General features: G+C 60.6%; 16 protein-coding genes. 9 read left to right on the plus strand and 7 right to left on the minus strand.

Features of this window, described 5'->3' with window-relative positions:
- The first annotated feature begins 27 nt into the window (after positions 1-27).
- The 4 genes from ACM6I6_RS07285 (at position 28) to ACM6I6_RS07300 (ending at position 5,685) form a co-directional block, all read left to right on the plus strand.
- Positions 28-1,473: an aldehyde dehydrogenase family protein gene (locus ACM6I6_RS07285; protein ID WP_414919681.1), complete on the plus strand. Its 1,446-nt coding sequence runs from the start codon at positions 28-30 to the stop codon at positions 1,471-1,473.
- Positions 1,474-1,622: 149 nt separating this feature from the next.
- Positions 1,623-2,993, plus strand: a complete 1,371-nt coding sequence (locus ACM6I6_RS07290; protein WP_323605525.1) for an MFS transporter — start codon at positions 1,623-1,625, stop codon at positions 2,991-2,993.
- An 11-nt stretch (positions 2,994-3,004) separates the two neighbouring features.
- On the plus strand, positions 3,005-4,558 hold the full coding sequence (gene garD, locus ACM6I6_RS07295) for a galactarate dehydratase (RefSeq protein WP_323626031.1): 1,554 nt from the start codon (positions 3,005-3,007) through the stop codon (positions 4,556-4,558).
- Positions 4,559-4,743: 185 nt separating this feature from the next.
- Positions 4,744-5,685: an AEC family transporter gene (locus tag ACM6I6_RS07300; protein WP_323605529.1), complete on the plus strand. Its 942-nt coding sequence runs from the start codon at positions 4,744-4,746 to the stop codon at positions 5,683-5,685.
- On the opposite strand, the gene ACM6I6_RS07305 is transcribed toward ACM6I6_RS07300, so the two are convergent.
- The 7 genes from ACM6I6_RS07305 to gatC all read right to left on the minus strand — a co-directional run bounded on the left by ACM6I6_RS07305 (position 5,682) and on the right by gatC (position 12,622).
- On the minus strand, positions 5,682-7,166 hold the full coding sequence (locus tag ACM6I6_RS07305) for a PhoPQ-activated pathogenicity-related family protein (protein WP_323605531.1): 1,485 nt from the start codon (positions 7,164-7,166) through the stop codon (positions 5,682-5,684). The genes ACM6I6_RS07300 and ACM6I6_RS07305 overlap by 4 nt on opposite strands.
- 244 nt (positions 7,167-7,410) lie before the next feature.
- Entirely contained in the window at positions 7,411-7,782 is a 372-nt protein-coding gene (locus ACM6I6_RS07310) for a carboxymuconolactone decarboxylase family protein (RefSeq protein WP_274074026.1), read from the minus strand.
- Positions 7,779-8,840 (minus strand): calcium/sodium antiporter, encoded by a 1,062-nt coding sequence (locus ACM6I6_RS07315; RefSeq protein ID WP_323626029.1) that lies wholly within the window; start codon positions 8,838-8,840, stop codon positions 7,779-7,781. Before ACM6I6_RS07315 ends, ACM6I6_RS07310 begins: the two co-directional genes overlap by 4 nt.
- 50 nt (positions 8,841-8,890) lie before the next feature.
- Complete coding sequence (locus ACM6I6_RS07320; RefSeq protein ID WP_323605535.1) at positions 8,891-9,262, minus strand: septal ring lytic transglycosylase RlpA family protein; 372 nt, start codon at positions 9,260-9,262, stop codon at positions 8,891-8,893.
- 148 nt (positions 9,263-9,410) lie between these two features.
- Complete coding sequence (gatB, locus tag ACM6I6_RS07325; RefSeq protein WP_274074023.1) at positions 9,411-10,856, minus strand: Asp-tRNA(Asn)/Glu-tRNA(Gln) amidotransferase subunit GatB; 1,446 nt, start codon at positions 10,854-10,856, stop codon at positions 9,411-9,413.
- Between the two features lie 10 nt (positions 10,857-10,866).
- Positions 10,867-12,318, minus strand: a complete 1,452-nt coding sequence (gatA, locus tag ACM6I6_RS07330; protein WP_414919682.1) for an Asp-tRNA(Asn)/Glu-tRNA(Gln) amidotransferase subunit GatA — start codon at positions 12,316-12,318, stop codon at positions 10,867-10,869.
- A 16-nt stretch (positions 12,319-12,334) separates the two neighbouring features.
- The gene (gene gatC, locus ACM6I6_RS07335; protein WP_003221657.1) at positions 12,335-12,622 is read right to left on the minus strand and encodes an Asp-tRNA(Asn)/Glu-tRNA(Gln) amidotransferase subunit GatC; all 288 of its coding nucleotides are present in this window, start codon (positions 12,620-12,622) and stop codon (positions 12,335-12,337) included.
- Positions 12,623-12,833: 211 nt separating this feature from the next.
- Between gatC and mreB the strand changes: the two genes are divergently transcribed.
- The 5 genes from mreB (at position 12,834) to rng (ending at position 17,740) form a co-directional block, all read left to right on the plus strand.
- Positions 12,834-13,871 carry a rod shape-determining protein MreB gene (mreB, locus tag ACM6I6_RS07340; protein WP_002555108.1) on the plus strand — a complete coding sequence of 346 codons (1,038 nt, stop codon included), beginning with the start codon at positions 12,834-12,836 and terminating at the stop codon, positions 13,869-13,871.
- 141 nt (positions 13,872-14,012) lie between these two features.
- Positions 14,013-15,113: a rod shape-determining protein MreC gene (gene mreC, locus ACM6I6_RS07345; RefSeq protein WP_323605737.1), complete on the plus strand. Its 1,101-nt coding sequence runs from the start codon at positions 14,013-14,015 to the stop codon at positions 15,111-15,113.
- Positions 15,113-15,604, plus strand: a complete 492-nt coding sequence (mreD, locus tag ACM6I6_RS07350; protein ID WP_274074021.1) for a rod shape-determining protein MreD — start codon at positions 15,113-15,115, stop codon at positions 15,602-15,604. Before mreC ends, mreD begins: the two co-directional genes overlap by 1 nt.
- A gap of 33 nt (positions 15,605-15,637) precedes the next feature.
- The gene (locus tag ACM6I6_RS07355; RefSeq protein WP_274074020.1) at positions 15,638-16,234 is read left to right on the plus strand and encodes a Maf family protein; all 597 of its coding nucleotides are present in this window, start codon (positions 15,638-15,640) and stop codon (positions 16,232-16,234) included.
- Between the two features lie 48 nt (positions 16,235-16,282).
- Positions 16,283-17,740, plus strand: a complete 1,458-nt coding sequence (rng, locus tag ACM6I6_RS07360) for a ribonuclease G (RefSeq protein ID WP_020796631.1) — start codon at positions 16,283-16,285, stop codon at positions 17,738-17,740.
- The last annotated feature ends 70 nt before the right edge of the window (positions 17,741-17,810 follow it).

Raw genomic sequence — 17,810 nt, forward strand, 5'->3', positions numbered from 1 at the left:
CGGCCTTTTGCGTGAGGAGATCTTAAAGTGGCAGATGCAAAGCGTTTCGATAACTACATCAATGGCGAATGGGTTGCCGGTGGCGATTACTCGGCCAACATCAACCCGTCCGAACTGACCGATGCCATCGGCGATTACGCCAAGGCTGACCTGGCCCAGGTCAACGCCGCCATCGACGCTGCCCGTGCCGCGTTCCCGGCATGGTCCACGTCCGGTATCCAGGCGCGTCACGACTCGCTGGATAAAGTCGGCACTGAAATCCTCGCCCGTCGCGAAGAGCTCGGCACCCTGCTGGCCCGGGAAGAGGGCAAGACCCTGCCCGAAGCCATCGGCGAAGTGACCCGCGCCGGCAACATCTTCAAGTTCTTCGCCGGTGAATGCCTGCGCCTGTCCGGCGACTACCTGCCGTCAGTGCGTCCTGGCGTCAACGTGGAAGTCACCCGCGAAGCCCTGGGCGTGGTCGGTCTGATCACCCCGTGGAACTTCCCGATTGCCATCCCTGCGTGGAAAATCGCCCCGGCCCTGGCCTATGGTAACTGCGTGGTACTCAAGCCTGCCGACCTGGTGCCGGGTTGTGCCTGGGCCCTGGCTGAAATCATCTCCCGTGCGGGCTTCCCGGCCGGTGTGTTCAACCTGGTGATGGGCAGCGGTCGTGTGGTTGGCGATGCACTGGTGCACAGCCCTAAAGTCGATGGCATCAGCTTCACCGGTTCCGTGGGCGTCGGTCGGCAGATCGCCGTCAGCTGCGTGTCGCGCCAGGCCAAAGTACAGCTGGAAATGGGCGGCAAGAACCCGCAGATCATTCTCGACGACGCCGACCTCAAGCAAGCGGTCGAGCTGTCGGTGCAGAGCGCGTTCTACTCCACCGGCCAGCGTTGCACGGCATCGAGCCGCTTTATCGTCACCGCCGGGATCCACGACCAGTTCGTCGAAGCCATGGCCGAGCGCATGAAGTCGATCAAGGTCGGCCACGCGTTGAAAGCCGGCACCGACATCGGTCCGGTGGTCTCGCAAGCCCAGCTCGAACAGGACATTAAATACATCGACATCGGCCAGTCCGAAGGTGCGCGCCTGGTCAGCGGCGGGGGTCTGGTGACCTGCGACACCGAGGGCTACTTCCTCGCGCCAACGCTGTTTGCCGACAGTGAAGCGTCGATGCGCATCAGCCGCGAAGAGATCTTCGGCCCGGTGGCCAACATCGTTCGCGTGGCCGATTACGAAGCCGCACTGGCCATGGCCAACGACACCGAATTCGGCTTGTCCGCGGGCATCGCCACGACTTCGTTGAAATACGCCAACCACTTCAAGCGCCACTCCCAGGCCGGGATGGTGATGGTCAACCTGCCGACCGCCGGCGTGGATTACCACGTTCCGTTCGGTGGGCGTAAAGGTTCATCCTATGGATCACGTGAGCAAGGTCGCTATGCGCAAGAGTTCTACACGGTCGTGAAAACGTCCTACGTCGGCTCCTGATACACCGCAATACCCCTGTAGGAGCTACCGCAGGCTGCGATCTTTGCTTTTAAAGATCAAAAGATCGCAGCCTCGTTTCACTCGTCAGCTCCTACAGGGTGAACCAAAGATTCACCCCGCATAAAAATAATCAGTGGGAGTACATCTACATGCAATCGACCAAGAAGCCGACTCACGTCCGCTATCTGATCCTGCTCATGCTGTTTCTGGTGACCACGATCAACTACGCCGACCGCGCCACCATCGCCATCGCCGGCTCCAGCCTGCAGAAAGATCTCGGCATCGACGCAGTCACCCTCGGCTACATCTTCTCCGCATTCGGTTGGGCCTACGTGGCCGGGCAAATTCCCGGTGGCTGGCTGCTGGACCGTTTCGGTTCGAAAAAAATCTATGCACTGAGCATCTTCACCTGGTCGCTGTTCACCGTGTTGCAGGGTTATGTCGGCGAGTTCGGCATGTCCACGGCGGTGGTCGCGCTGTTCATGCTGCGCTTCCTGGTGGGCCTGGCCGAAGCGCCATCCTTCCCCGGCAACGCACGCATCGTCGCGGCCTGGTTCCCGACGGCTGAACGCGGCACCGCTTCGGCAATCTTCAACTCGGCGCAATACTTCGCCACCGTGTTGTTCGCGCCACTGATGGGCTGGATCGTCTACAGCTTCGGCTGGCAGCACGTGTTCATCGTAATGGGCGTGATCGGCATCATCTTTTCGGGCATCTGGCTGAAAGTGATCTACAGCCCACGCCAGCACCCGATGATCAATGACGCCGAGTTCAAGCACATCGCCGACAACGGCGGCATGGTCGACATGGACCAGGACAAAGGCAAAGGCAAAAAGGGCGATGGTCCGAAGTGGGACTACATCCGTCAGCTGCTGACCAACCGCATGATGCTCGGCGTGTACCTGGGCCAATACTGCATCAACGGCATCACCTACTTCTTCCTGACCTGGTTCCCGGTGTACCTGGTGCAGGAGCGCGGCATGACCATCCTCAAGGCTGGTTTCATCGCCTCATTGCCGGCGATCTGCGGCTTCATCGGCGGTGTGCTCGGCGGGGTGATTTCCGACTATCTGCTGCGCAAGGGCCATTCCCTGACCTTCGCCCGCAAGGCGCCGATCATCGCCGGCCTGCTGGTGTCCAGCAGCATCGTCGCCTGCAACTACGTGGACGTTGAATGGATGGTCGTGGGCTTCATGGCCCTGGCGTTCTTCGGCAAAGGCGTGGGTGCATTGGGTTGGGCCGTGGTGTCCGATACTTCTCCGAAGCAGATCGCCGGTTTGAGCGGTGGCCTGTTCAACACCTTCGGTAACCTGGCCTCGATCACCACGCCAATCGTCATCGGTTACATCATCAGCTCCACCGGTTCGTTCAAGTGGGCGTTGGTGTTTGTCGGTTGCAACGCACTGGTCGCGGTGTTCAGCTATCTGGTCATCGTCGGTCCGATCAAGCGAGTGGTGCTCAAGGAGCCGCCGGTAAACGGTCCTGAAGCATCCGGTAAATTGTCTCAAGCGCATTCCTGAGGAGCGGCGTCATGCAGTTGATTGAACATTCCGACTCGCCGCGTTACATCCGCCTGCACGAGCGGGACAACGTGGTGATCGTGGTCAATGACCAGGGTGTACCGGCCGGTACCGAGTTCCCGGATGGCCTGGTCACCGTGGACTTCGTGCCACAGAGCCACAAGGTCACCCTTGAAGACATTCCCGAGGGTGGCCAGGTGATTCGCTACGGCCAGGTCATCGGCTACGCCCTGCAGCCGATTCCCCGTGGCAGTTGGGTCAAGGAAGATCAACTGCGCATGCCGACTGCGCCGCCGCTGGACAGCCTGCCGCTGTCCACCGAAGTGCCGGCCGCGCAGGCACCGCTGGAAGGTTATACGTTCGAGGGTTATCGCAACGCCGACGGTACGGTCGGCACGCGCAACATCCTGGGTATCACCACCACGGTGCAGTGCGTGACGGGTGTGCTGGATCATGCGGTCAAGCGCATCAAGGACGAGTTGCTGCCCAAGTACCCGCACGTCGATGACGTGGTGGCGCTGACCCACAGCTACGGCTGTGGGGTGGCAATCACCGCCACCGACGCGTACATCCCGATCCGCACCGTGCGCAACCTGGCGCGCAACCCGAACCTGGGCGGCGAAGCCCTGGTGATCAGTCTGGGCTGCGAGAAATTGCAGGCCGGGCAGGTGATGCACGAGGACGATGCCTCGGTGGACTTGAGTGAGCCGTGGCTGTATCGCCTGCAGGATTCCAGCCACGGTTTTACCGAGATGATCGAGCAGATCATGGAACTGGCTGAAGCCCGCCTGAAGAAGCTCGACCAGCGCCGCCGGGAAACCGTGCCGGCGTCGGAGCTGATCCTCGGCATGCAGTGTGGCGGCAGTGATGCGTTTTCCGGGATCACTGCCAACCCGGCCCTGGGTTATGCCTCGGACCTGTTGCTGCGTGCCGGTGCGACGGTGATGTTCTCCGAAGTGACCGAAGTGCGCGACGCGATCTACCTGCTGACCTCCCGCGCGAAAACCGAGGGCGTCGCGCAGGAGCTGGTGCGGGAAATGGATTGGTACGACCGTTATCTGGCCAAGGGTGAGGCGGACCGCAGCGCCAACACCACGCCGGGTAACAAGAAGGGCGGGTTGTCGAACATTGTCGAGAAGTCCCTGGGCTCGATCGTCAAGTCCGGCAGCAGTGCTATCACGGGTGTTCTCGGCCCTGGCGAGCGGTTCAAGGAAAAAGGCCTGATCTTCTGCGCGACCCCGGCCAGTGACTTTGTCTGCGGTACGTTGCAACTGGCGGCGGGGATGAACCTGCATGTGTTCACCACGGGGCGCGGTACGCCTTATGGACTGGCCATGGCACCGGTGGTGAAAGTGTCGACCCGGACCGAACTGGCGCAGCGCTGGCCGGACCTGATCGACATCGACGCCGGGCGCATTGCCACCGGGCGCGCGTCCATTGAGGAGCTTGGCTGGGAGTTGTTCCACTACTACCTGGATGTGGCCAGCGGCAAACAGCAGACCTGGGCTGAAAAGCACAAGCTGCATAACGACATCACCTTGTTCAACCCGGCGCCGATTACCTGATACCGCGTTATCGTTCATCGCCAGCAGGCTGGCTCCCACAGTGATCTTCGGTGATTGCACATTTTGTGCAACAAAGAAGATCCCCTGTGGGAGCCAGCCTGCTGGCGATAGCGATCTACCAGACGCCATTGTCCCTGGTGGCTTATCATTAGCCAACTAACGACACCATCTAGGTTCCCACCGGCATGCTGGCAATTTTCCTCGAAACCCTGAACATCACCGCACCGGTGTTCGCCATGCTGTTTCTCGGGGTGTTGCTCAAGCGCATCGACTGGATCAACGACAACTTCATCCATACCGCCTCGTCCCTGGTGTTCAACGTCACCATGCCGGCGCTGCTGTTCCTGGGCATCCTGCATGCCGATCTGCATGCCGCGTTGCAACCGGCACTGCTGATCTACTTCTCCCTCGCCACCTTGGTGTGCTTCGCCATTGCCTGGGGCTGGGCGATCTTCAGGTGCCCGCGCGAAGACCGGGGGATTTATACCCAGGGTGCGTTTCGCGGTAATAACGGCGTGATCGGCCTGGCACTGGCCGCGAGCATGTATGGCGACTACGGGATTTCCCTGGGGGCGATCCTGGCGGCGCTGGTGATCCTGTTCTACAACACGCTGTCGACCATCGTGCTGGCGGTCTACAGCCCGGTGATCAAGTCCGATCCGTGGAGCATCTGCAAAAGCGTGATGGTCAATCCGCTGATCATCAGCGTAATTGCCGCGGCGCCCTTTGCCTATTTCAAGATCAGCCTGCCGGGCTGGCTGGAGACCTCCGGCCAGTACCTGGCACAAACCACCTTGCCGCTGGCGTTGATCTGCATTGGCGGCACGCTGTCGCTGGCGGCCATGCGCAAAAGCGGCTCTATGGCGCTCAGTTCAAGCCTGGTGAAAATGCTCGGCCTGCCGATCCTGGCGACGCTCGGCGCGTGGCTCTGGGGTTTTCGTGGTGCGGAGCTGGGCATTCTGTTCCTGTACTTCGGCAGCCCGACCGCCGCCGCCAGTTTTGTCATGGCCCGGGCAGCCAATGGCAATCATGAACTGGCGGCGGCGATCATCGTGATCACCACGCTGATGGCGGCGGTGACCACCAACATCGGGATCTTTTTGTTGCAGTGGGGTGGGTGGATCTAGCGGCTGGCCATCTCGGGCAGGGTTTTGCACAGTGGCCCGGTCTCTGGAGGTGCTGCGGTCGGGTAGCGATCAGGCAGGACCTGTACCGGTGTGGTGACGACAAAACCATCGGCGAAGGTCGCCTCGACAAATGTTGCTGTCCAGCCCTGTTCGGGTGTTTCTATCTGTACCTGTGCATGCAATGGGGTGGAAGGGGTGACATGCCGTGGCTGATAACGAACTCCGCAAGCATCCCGGAAGTCTCGCGCCGTCGGGTTCACGGCCGTCCATTGAGTCACCTGAACCGGCGCCTCGGTAAAGTGCAGCGAAACGGCTTTGCCCGTTCCATGGGTTGTTGCGCTTGTCGTCACGGAGGGTAACGGGCGATCTTGCTGCCACCGGTTGACCACAGGAATCAGTGAGCTTTCAACGAATTGCCGGATGCCGTTGTGGCTGGAATTGGGGGCAACCCGCAGGCTCTTCGGCCCAGGCAGTCGATCGAAATAGATATCCGAATTGTCAGGGGTGAAAAAGTCGTCACTGCTGGCGTTGACGATGTATTTCGCAATGGCCAATCGCTCGGCATAGGCACTGTCCAGATAAGCCAGGGGGTCGACGATTTTCAGCAGTTTCTCGAAGTTTTCGGTGTGGCGCAGACGGAGCACCCCTTCGCTGTAATAGTCATAGAAGGCCAGCGGCCAGTTTTTGCCATAGGTTTGAAAGGTATGTTCGAACACTTTGGCTGTGCCGAGTCCATCAATGACAAATGGCACGACGGCGTTGACGCGCTCATCGGCAATAGCGGCCAGCCAGGCTGCCCAGGCGCGTTTCGACACCCCACTGGCAATAAATCGTTCAACGTTCCATGGCTTCAGTTCTTTCTGGGCAAGGTCCATCGCCTTGACCAGAGACGCCATCATCGGAACATGAGCAGACATGTAAGGGCGCGTTTCAGGACTTTCGAGAAATAATTTCCAACTATGGGCGACGCTTGAGTCTTCTGTGCGGGGAACTCCGTCATCGGCGTAAGTGAGATATTGATTGGGGATGTTGCTGAGCGAGATGACGATTGTATTGGTTTGGCGTGCAACTTCCAGGGCCATGGCTTGAGTGAAATCTGTAGGTTCAGATTTAGCCTTGTTGCCGGCGGGTATGTTGGTTCCGTTGTTCGCCACCAGTAGTGCCTGTCCATGAAGGGCATTGTGCGGGATATAAATATCGACGCTATGTTTCCATTGTTCCGGGCTGACCAGTCCTTCAGGCGACCACTGTTGAGATGACAGATCAAAGCTGCGCTTCTCTACGCCAGGAAAGACCTGGGTGCCTTTTGCTACGTAGAGTAATGGTTTGGAGGCTTCCTGGTTTTTATAGCAGTTCAGTATTTCGCTGAAGTCGTTGGGGGAAGAGCATTTGTCGACCAGCGTTTCGGCTTGTGCCGTGAAGCTTGCCAATCCAAGAGTTAATAACATGTTTGGTAAAATGACACGAAGTGTGGATCGCATTGGACTAGTCTCGCTTGTTTCAATTTGTTTTATGATTGTTATCGCGAATTTTTTTTGCGGCGGGAAAATATTGTCTTCGTGTCATTGATATTGGAAGTTTTTTTGGAGGTGTTGTTTTTCGGGATATATGTAATGGAAAGTGACTTATATAAGTAGGCTTGGAGTTTTGGCGGTCGAATGCATTCGACGGGACGGCGAAATCAATCACCGTCCCCTCGAACGAAGTTTTAACAGGTAGGGGGGGTTACTGATATTGCTCGATCACTTCCTGCGCCGCGCGAAACGCATCGATGGCCGCCGGCACGCCGGCATACACCGCACAATGCAGCAGTGCCTCGCGAATCTCCTCCACGGTGCAGCCGTTGTTCAGCGCGCCGCGCACATGACCTTTCAATTCCTGCGGGCACTTCAGCGCGGTCAACGCGGCCAGGGTGATCAGGCTGCGGGTTTTCAACGGCAGGCCTTCGCGATTCCACACCCCGCCCCAGGCATGTTCGTTGACGAAGTCCTGCAGCGGCTGGGTGAACTCGGTGGCGTTGCCCAAGGCGCGGTCGACGAAGCTGTCGCCCATCACTTGGCGACGTACTTCGACGCCGGATTTTTTATTCTCGGTCATGGCAATTCCCTCTTGTGGTGTTGGCGACGCCAGGCGCGCAGTGACGTGAACAACAGGAACGCCAACAGTGCCGGCAGGACAAAAAACAGCATCAGGTGTTCAAGCTTGCCGGCCAGCGGCATGCCGGTGGTGAACGACACCACGTGCAGGCCGTAGGCCAGGTACAGGCCCAGAAACAGCAGGCCTTCGGCGCGGGTCACCCGGTAACCGGAATAGAATACCGGCAGGCACAACGCCGCGACGCCGAGCATCACCGGCAGGTCGAATTCCAGCGCGTTAGGCGATACCGACAAGGGCGACGGCGCGATCAGCGCCGTCAAGCCAAGCACGCCCAGGAGGTTGAACAGATTGCTGCCGATCACGTTGCCCACGGCAATTTCCCGTTCACCGCGCAAGGCGGCGATCAGGGAAGTGGCCAGCTCCGGGAGTGAGGTGCCGACGGCGACGATGGTCAGGCCGATGATCCGCTCCGACAGCCCCAGGTCGGTGGCGACCGCGACCGCCGCACCCAGCAGCAGATGCCCGGCGTACACCAGCATCGCAAGGCCGGCGACGATCATCAGCAGGCTGGTGAACCATGGCGCTTCCCCTGTATGGCCATGAGTCGACACCGGGCGCACCGAATGTCGCGACTGGCGCAGCAACAAGGCCAGGTACAACAACAGTGCCACCAGCAGCATGACGCCGTCGGTACGGGTCAGCTCTTCATTCCACGCCAGGAAGAACACCAGCAGGCTGGCGCCGATCATCAGCGGGATGTCCAGGCGCACCAGTTGCCGGGAAACCCGCAACGGTATGATCAGGGCGGAGAGCCCGAGGGTCACGAGGATGTTGAAGATGCTGCTGCCGATCACGCTGCCGACGGCAATGTCGGCGTTATGTGCCAGGGTGGCTTGCAGGCTGACCGCCATCTGCGGTGCGCTGCTGCCAAGGGCGACGATGGTCAGGCCGATGATCAGCGGGCGTACATGCAGGCGTGCCGCCAGGCGCACCGCAGCGCGCACCATCAGTTCGGCGCCGGCAATCAGCAGCACCAGCCCGCTGAGCAATTCGATCACGCTGATCAGGGGTAAATCGGCTAGTCCGAAAATGGTCGGGGCTCCGTCGGTCAGTCGAGGGCTTGCACGCGAACCCGCGCGGTGCCGCTCTTGAGCATGCCCAGGCGCTCGGCGGCTTCGTGGGACAGGTCGATCAGGCGGCCACGGGTATGCGGGCCACGGTCGTTGATGCGCACCACGCAGGATCTGTCGTTGTTCAGGTTGGTGACCTTCACCCGTGTACCGAAGGGTAGCTGGCGATGGGCGGCGGTCAGGGAATTCTTGTTGAAGCGCTCGCCACTGGCGGTGCGTTTGCCTTGGTGTTTGGCGCCGTAGTAAGAGGCAACGCCGGTTTTGTCGTAGCCGTGGGGGTCGACAACATCGTTGCTGGCGCAACCGGCGAGTAGAGACAGGAGGGCGCAAAGGCTGAGCAGACGATTCATTGAAGGTTTCCCAAAAACAAATGTGGGAGCCAGCCTGCTGGCGATTGCGGAGTGTCAGACACGGATAAGTTGAATGTCAGACCGCTATCGCCAGCAGGCTGGCTCCCACAAGGAGTGGAGCCAGATTTGAAGGCTGGCTCCATTTGCATCAGCCTTCGAGCTTGCTTTTCAGCAATTCGTTCACCTGTTGCGGGTTGGCCTTGCCTTTGGAGGCTTTCATGGCCTGGCCGACGAAGAAGCCGAACATCTTGCCGCGCTTGGCTTCGTCCGCCGCGCGGTATTGCTCGACCTGCTCGGCGTTGGCCGCGAGCATTTCGTCCAGCACCGCCGAAATGGCGCCGGTGTCGGTCACTTGCTTCAAGCCGCGCTTGTCGATGATCTCGTCCGCGCTGCCTTCGCCGTTGGCCATGGCTTCGAACACCACCTTGGCGATCTTGCCGGAGATGGTGTTGTCCTTGATGCGCTGCAACATGCCGCCCAGTTGCTCGGCGGAAACCGGCGACTGATCGATGTCCAGGCCTTGCTTGTTGAGCAGGCTGCCCAACTCGACCATCACCCAGTTGGCCGCCAGCTTGGCGTCGCCACCAATGCTCGCGACTTTCTCGAAGTAGTCGGCTTGTTCGCGGCTGGTGGCCAGGACGCTGGCGTCGTACACCGACAGGCCGAACTGCTCCTGGAAACGCTCGCGTTTCTGCGGTGGCAATTCCGGCAGGGTGGCGCGCACGTCATCGAGGAAGGTGTTTTCGATCACGACTGGCAGCAGGTCTGGATCGGGGAAGTAACGGTAGTCGTTGGCTTCCTCTTTGCTGCGCATCGGACGGGTCTCGTCCTTGTTCGGGTCGTACAGGCGAGTCTGCTGGATCACCTTGCCGCCGTCTTCGATCAGCTCGATCTGACGCTGGATTTCGCTGTTGATCGCCTTCTCGATGAAACGGAACGAGTTGACGTTCTTGATCTCGCAGCGGGTACCGAACTCGACCTGGCCTTTCGGGCGGATCGACACGTTGCAGTCGCAACGCAGCGAGCCTTCGGCCATGTTGCCGTCGCAGATGCCCAGGTAGCGCACCAGTGCGTGGATCGCCTTGACGTAGGCCACGGCTTCCTTGGCGCTGCGCATGTCCGGCTCGGAAACGATTTCCAGCAGCGGAGTGCCGGCACGGTTCAGGTCGATGCCGCTGGCGCCGCTGAATTCTTCGTGCAGGCTCTTGCCGGCGTCTTCTTCCAGGTGCGCGCGGGTGATGCCGACGCGTTTGACCGTGCCGTCCTCAAGGGCGATGTCCAGGTGGCCCTTGCCGACGATCGGCAGTTCCATCTGGCTGATCTGGTAGCCCTTGGGCAGGTCAGGGTAGAAGTAGTTTTTACGGGCGAACACGTTGTGCTGGCCGATCTCGGCGTCAATCGCCAGACCGAACATCACCGCCATGCGCACCGCTTCCTGGTTCAACACCGGCAACACGCCGGGCATGCCCAGGTCGATCAGGCTGGCCTGGGTGTTCGGCTCGGAACCAAATGTGGTGGAACTACCGGAAAAGATTTTCGACCGGGTGGTGAGCTGGGTGTGAATCTCCAGCCCGATCACGACTTCCCATTGCATGTGTGTCTCCTCAGAAGCCGGTTGGGGTGCGGGTGTGCCAGTCAGTGTTCAACTGATACTGGTGGGCAACGTTCAACAGGCGACCTTCCTGGAAATACGGAGCGAGCAGTTGCACGCCGACCGGCAGGCCGTCGACAAAACCGGCCGGCATCGACAGGCCTGGCAGGCCGGCGAGGTTGGCGGTGATGGTGTAGACGTCTTCCAGGTAGGCAGCGACCGGGTCGCTGTTCTTGGCGCCGAGCTTCCAGGCCGGGTTCGGCGTGGTTGGGCCGAGGATGATGTCGACCTCGTTGAAGGCGGCCATGAAGTCGTTCTTGATCAGGCGACGGATCTTCTGCGCCTTCAGGTAGTAGGCGTTGTAGTAACCGGCGGACAGCGCGTAGGCACCGACCATGATCCGGCGCTGCACTTCCGGGCCGAAGCCTTCGCCACGGGAGCGCTTGTACAGGTCGATCAGGTTGACCGGGTTTTCGCAGCGGTAGCCGAAACGCACGCCGTCGAAACGCGACAGGTTGGACGAGGCTTCCGCCGGGGCGATCACGTAGTACGCAGGGATCGCGTGCTGCATGTTCGGCAGGCTGATTTCCTTGACCACGGCACCGAGCTTTTCCAGCTCCTTGACGCTGTTGTGGATCAGCTCGGCGATGCGCGGGTCGAGACCGGCGCTGAAATACTCTTTAGGCACGCCGATGCGCAGGCCTTGCAGCGAACCGTTGAGGCTGGCGCTGTAGTCCGGCACGGGCTCGTCGATGCTGGTGGAGTCGTTCGGATCGAAGCCGGCCATACCTTGCAACAATATTGCGCAGTCTTCGGCCGTGCGCGCCAACGGACCGCCCTGATCGAGGCTGGAGGCGTAAGCGATCATACCCCAGCGCGAAACACGACCGTACGTCGGTTTCAGGCCCGTCAGGTTGGTCAGCGCAGCGGGCTGACGAATGGAGCCACCGGTGTCGGTACCGGTAGCGGCTGGCAACAGACGAGCGGCCACCGCAGCGGCCGAGCCACCGGACGAACCGCCGGGCACGTGTTCCAGGTTCCACGGGTTTTTCACCGCGCCGTAGTAGCTCGACTCGTTGGCCGAACCCATGGCGAATTCGTCCATGTTGGTCTTGCCCAGGGTCACGGCCCCGGCAGCGGCCAGCTTGGCGACAACGGTGGCGTCGTACGGCGCCTTGAAGTTGTCGAGCATCTTCGAGCCGCAGCTGGTGCGGATGCCCTGGGTGCAGAACAGGTCCTTGTGGGCGATCGGCGCGCCGAGCAGGGCGCCGCTCTCACCGTTGGCCCGGCGTGCGTCAGCGGCTTTCGCCTGCGTGAGCGCCAGGTCTTCGGTGAGGCTGATGAAACTGTTGAGCTGCGGGTCGAGCTGGGCGATGCGCGCCAGCAGGACTTTGGTCAGCTCTTCGGAGGAAAACTTTTTATCGGCGAGTCCGCGGGCGATCTCGGCCAGAGTCAATTGATGCATTGCAGGCTCTTTCCCTTTAGTCGATGACTTTCGGAACCAGGTACAGGCCGTTTTCGACCGCTGGTGCGATGGACTGGTAGGCCTCGCGGTGATTGGTCTCGGTCACGACGTCCGCACGCAGGCGCTGGCTGGCTTCCAGTGGGTGGGCCAGCGGCTCGATACCGTCGGTATCGACTGCCTGCATTTCGTCGACCAGCCCGAGAATGCTGTTGAGGGCCGAAGTGATGTGTGGAAGATCGGCATCATTGAGGCCCAGACAGGCCAGATGAGCGATTTTTTCCACGTCGGAGCGTTCAAGCGCCATTGGGATTCTCCAGTGGAAAACAAAACGGACGGCGTCCGTGTGTTAGATTGTCGGAACACTACCGCACTTCTACGGTCATATGGCCGCGATTGTGGGGTTTGGTGCACATAAAAGCGGTCAATTTAACATATTGGCGCCTTGCCCAAAATCCCTGTCGTTGTTAGAGTTTGCCGCACTTTTTTACCCACGCGTTGCCTAGGGTCCCTTTCCCATGTTCAAGAAACTGCGTGGCATGTTTTCCAGCGATCTTTCCATTGACCTGGGCACTGCCAACACCCTTATTTACGTGCGTGAGCGCGGTATCGTCCTGAATGAGCCATCGGTTGTGGCCATTCGGACGCACGGTAACCAGAAAAGTGTCGTTGCTGTCGGCACCGAAGCGAAGCGCATGTTGGGCCGTACGCCGGGCAACATTGCTGCCATTCGTCCGATGAAAGACGGCGTGATCGCCGACTTCAGCGTCTGCGAAAAGATGCTGCAGTACTTTATCAACAAGGTTCATGAAAACAGCTTCCTGCAGCCCAGCCCTCGTGTGTTGATCTGCGTTCCGTGCAAATCCACCCAGGTTGAGCGTCGTGCCATCCGTGAATCGGCACTCGGTGCCGGTGCCCGTGAAGTATTCCTGATCGAAGAGCCGATGGCTGCCGCGATCGGTGCCGGCCTGCCGGTTGAAGAAGCCCGCGGTTCGATGGTCGTGGATATCGGTGGTGGTACCACCGAAATCGCGCTGATCTCCCTGAACGGTGTGGTGTATGCCGAATCCGTACGCGTTGGCGGCGACCGCTTCGACGAAGCGATCATCACCTACGTGCGCCGCAACTACGGCAGCCTGATCGGTGAATCGACGGCCGAGCGCATCAAGCAGGAAATCGGTACCGCCTACCCGGGCGGCGAAGTTCGCGAAGTCGACGTTCGTGGCCGCAACCTGGCCGAAGGCGTTCCACGGGCATTCACCCTGAACTCCAACGAAGTGCTCGAAGCGCTGCAAGAGTCGCTGGCGACCATCGTCCAGGCCGTGAAAAGCGCCCTGGAGCAATCGCCGCCGGAACTGGCTTCCGACATCGCCGAGCGTGGCCTGGTGCTGACCGGTGGTGGCGCCTTGCTGCGTGACCTCGACAAGTTGCTGGCCCAGGAAACCGGCCTGCCGGTGATCGTCGCCGAAGACCCGTTGACCTGCGTTGCTCGCGGCGGTGGCCGTGCATTGGAAATGATGGATAAACACACCATGGACCTGCTCTCCAGCGAATAAATGCCGGATCGCCTCTATGCTGTTGAGCGCGCAGGCGGCACTTTGCAGTGCTGCCTGTTCGCGTTTATCTTCTGTCGTCTGCATCCAGGCCGGTTTGATGCCGTATGAATAAAGAGAACATTTGCCTGGGAGGAGCGGCTTATTAAACCGCTTTTCACCAAGGGTCCCTCACTGGGCGTGCGCTTGTTGGTGCTGGTCGTGCTGTCGGTCGCGCTGATGGTGGTCGATGCCCGCTTCACACTGTTCAAGCCAGTGCGTAGCCAGATGTCGCTGGTGCTGATGCAGTCTTACTGGATCACCGACCTGCCGCAGCGGCTATGGCAGGGTGTGGCCAGCCAGTTTGGCAGCCGCACCGAGCTCGTCGCCGAAAACGAAAAACTCAAGAGCGAAAACCTGCTGTTGCAGGGGCGCATGCAAAAGCTTGCCTCCCTCACCGAGCAGAACGTTCGGCTGCGCGAGTTGCTCAACTCTTCGGCACTGGTCAACGAAAAGGTCGAAGTGGCCGAACTGATCGGCATGGACCCCAACCCGTTCACCCATCGCATCATCATCAACAAGGGTGAGCGCGACGGCGTGGTGCTCGGTCAGCCGGTACTCGATGCCCGTGGCCTGATGGGCCAGGTGGTCGAGTTGATGCCCTACACGTCCCGGGTCCTGCTGCTGACCGATTCCACCCACAGTATTCCGGTGCAGGTCAACCGCAACGGCCTGCGCGCCATTGCCAGCGGCACTGGCAACCCGGAGCGCCTGGAGCTGCGTCATGTGGCCGATACCGCCGATATCAAGGAAGGCGACCTGCTGGTCAGCTCCGGCCTCGGCCAGCGTTTCCCGGCCGGTTACCCGGTGGCGACGGTCAAGGAAGTGATCCACGATTCCGGCCAGCCGTTCGCCATCGTTCGCGCCGTACCGACTGCCGCCTTGAACCGCAGCCGTTACCTGCTGCTGGTGTTCAGCGACACCCGCACCGCCGAAGAGCGCGCCAACGACGCTGCCCAGGCCCAGGAAAGCCTGGATGCGCAGGGTGGTGGGCCGATCATTCCGGCGACTGTGCCGAGGCCGGCGATTGTTCCGGCGGCTGTTGCCGCTCCCGCTGCTCCAGCCGCCCCGACTGCTGCCACCACCCCGGCCAAGCCTGCCGCCGCGACTGCACCCGCCAAGCCACCGGCGGCGCAACCCGCCGCCGCCAAGCCTGCGGCCAAACCGCCTGTCTCCGCGCCGGCTACCACCAGGGGACGAGAATAATGGTTGGTGTTACTGCTTCCCGAAACGGCTGGATCGTCTGGCTGACATTCGCCATCGGCATGTTGCTCAGCGTATCGCCGCTGCCGCAATTCATGGAGATCCTGCGCCCCCTGTGGCTGGCCTTGCTGCTGGCGTTCTGGGCGCTGGCGCTGCCGCAGAAAGTCGGGATGGTCACCGCGTGGTGCCTGGGCCTGGCGGAGGATGTGCTGTACGGCACGCTGCTGGGCCAGAATGCGTTGATCCTGACGCTCATCACCTACCTGGTGCTGGCGCTGCAACAACGCCTGCGCATGTTCCCGATGTGGCAACAGAGCCTGGTGATCCTGGTGATCTTCGGCCTGGCCCAGCTGGTACAACTCTGGCTCAGCGCCCTGACCGGCAACCGTCAACCGACCCTGGCGCTGGTATTGCCGGCACTGGTCAGCGCGTTGCTCTGGCCCTGGATCAGCTTCGGTTTGCGCGGATTGCGTCGACGCTACAAAATCAATTAATTCGCCTCGGCATTCAGACAGGGAGAGGTCTTGATGAAACAGCTGTACCTCGCCTCTGGCTCACCGCGTCGGCGTGAGCTGCTCACGCAGATCGGCGTGCCATTCACCGCCGTCAGTGCGGACATCGATGAAACCCCTTTGACCCATGAAAGCCCGTCGGCCTATGTCGAGCGCCTGGCGCGCGGCAAGGCCGAGGCCGGACGCGGCGCGATCTCGCCTGCAGCCTCGTGCTGCGTGCTCGGTGCCGACACCGCCGTGGTGCTCGACGGAAAAATTCTTGGCAAACCAGTTGATGAAGCCGACGCGTGCGCCATGCTGAAGATGTTGTCCGGGCGCGAGCATCAGGTCCTGACCGCGATTGCGCTGCTCGACGGCGAGCGCTGTGAGTCTCGGGTGGTCATCAGCCAGGTCCGCTTTCGGGCTATCAGCCCTGATGAAGCGACCGCCTACTGGGCCAGTGGCGAACCCCGGGACAAGGCCGGTGGATACGGTATTCAAGGACTGGGCGCGGTGTTTGTCGCCGGGCTCACTGGAAGTTACTCGGCGGTGGTTGGACTGCCGTTGTGCGAAACCGCGGAACTGCTCGGCCATTTCGGCATACCCTGTTGGCAACCCCATAACGCGCGCTAAGCGTTGTATCCGGCCATTATCGTGAACATGCCTGAACGAGACCCTGCCATGAGTGAAGAGATCCTGATCAACATCACGCCGATGGAATCGCGCGTGGCGGTGGTCGAAAACGGTGTCCTGCAAGAAGTTCATGTCGAGCGCACGCAAAAGCGCGGGATCGTCGGCAACATCTACAAGGGCAAGGTGGTGCGGGTATTGCCGGGCATGCAGGCGGCGTTCGTCGATATCGGCCTGGACCGCGCCGCGTTCATTCATGCGTCGGAAATCTCCCTGCGTGAAGGGCCGGCGGTCGAGAGCATCAGTGCGCTGGTGCACGAAGGCCAGAGCCTGGTGGTGCAAGTCACCAAGGACCCGATCGGCTCCAAAGGCGCGCGCCTGACGACGCAGCTGTCGATCCCTTCGCGTTACCTGGTGTACATGCCGCGCACCGCGCACGTCGGTATTTCGCTGAAGATCGAAGACGAAGCCGAACGTGATCGCCTCAAGCAAGTGGTGACCGATTGCGTGGCGAAGGAAGGCATCAAGGAAGCCGGCGGTTTCATCCTGCGCACGGCGGCCGAGGGCGCCGGCGCCGATGAGATCCTCATGGACATCCGCTATCTGCGCCGGTTGTGGGACCAGATCAGCGAGCAAATCAAGACCATCAGTGCCCCCAGCGTTATTTACGAAGACCTTGGCCTGGCGCTACGCACGCTGCGGGACCTGGTGAGCCCGAAGATCGAGAAAATTCGCATCGATTCCCGGGAAACCTTCCAGAAAACCACGCAGTTCGTCGCCGAACTGATGCCGGAGATCGCCGATCGCCTGGAACATTATCCGGGCGAGCGACCGATTTTCGACCTGTACGGCGTCGAAGATGAAATCCAGAAGGCCCTTGAGCGCAAAGTCCCGCTGAAGTCCGGCGGATACCTGGTGGTCGACCCGGCGGAAGCCATGAGCACCATCGACGTCAACACCGGGGCGTTCGTCGGGCATCGCAACCTTGAAGAAACCATCTTCAAGACCAACCTCGAAGCGGCGACCGCCATTGCACGCCAGCTGAGGCTGCGTAACCTGGGTGGCATCATCATCATCGACTTCATCGACATGGAAGATGAAGAGCACCAGCGCCAGGTGCTGCGCACGCTGGAGAAGCAACTGGAGCGTGACCACGCCAAGACCAACATCATCGGCATCACCGAGTTGGGCCTGGTGCAAATGACCCGCAAGCGCACCCGCGAAAGCCTCGAGCAGGTCCTGTGCGAGCCGTGCACGAGTTGCCAGGGGCGCGGCAAGCTGAAAACGCCGGAAACCATTTGCTATGAAATCTTCCGCGAAATCCTCCGTGAGGCTCGCGCCTATCAGGCGGAAGGCTATCGTGTATTAGCGAACCAGAGAGTCGTCGACCGCCTGCTCGATGAAGAGTCGGGCAACGTCGCCGAACTTGAAGTGTTCATCGGGCGCACCATCAGGTTCCAGGTCGAAACCATGTATTCCCAGGAACAATACGACGTCGTGCTGCTCTGAACTGCTGCGTCTTGAATTTTCCTGAACGGCTGGCCTCAGCTTTCTGCAAGACTTTTGCCATGGGAGCCAA

Origin of the sequence: Pseudomonas sp. IT-P218 (genome assembly GCF_949767605.1) — a bacterium.
Taxonomy (GTDB): domain Bacteria; phylum Pseudomonadota; class Gammaproteobacteria; order Pseudomonadales; family Pseudomonadaceae; genus Aquipseudomonas; species Aquipseudomonas putida_AE.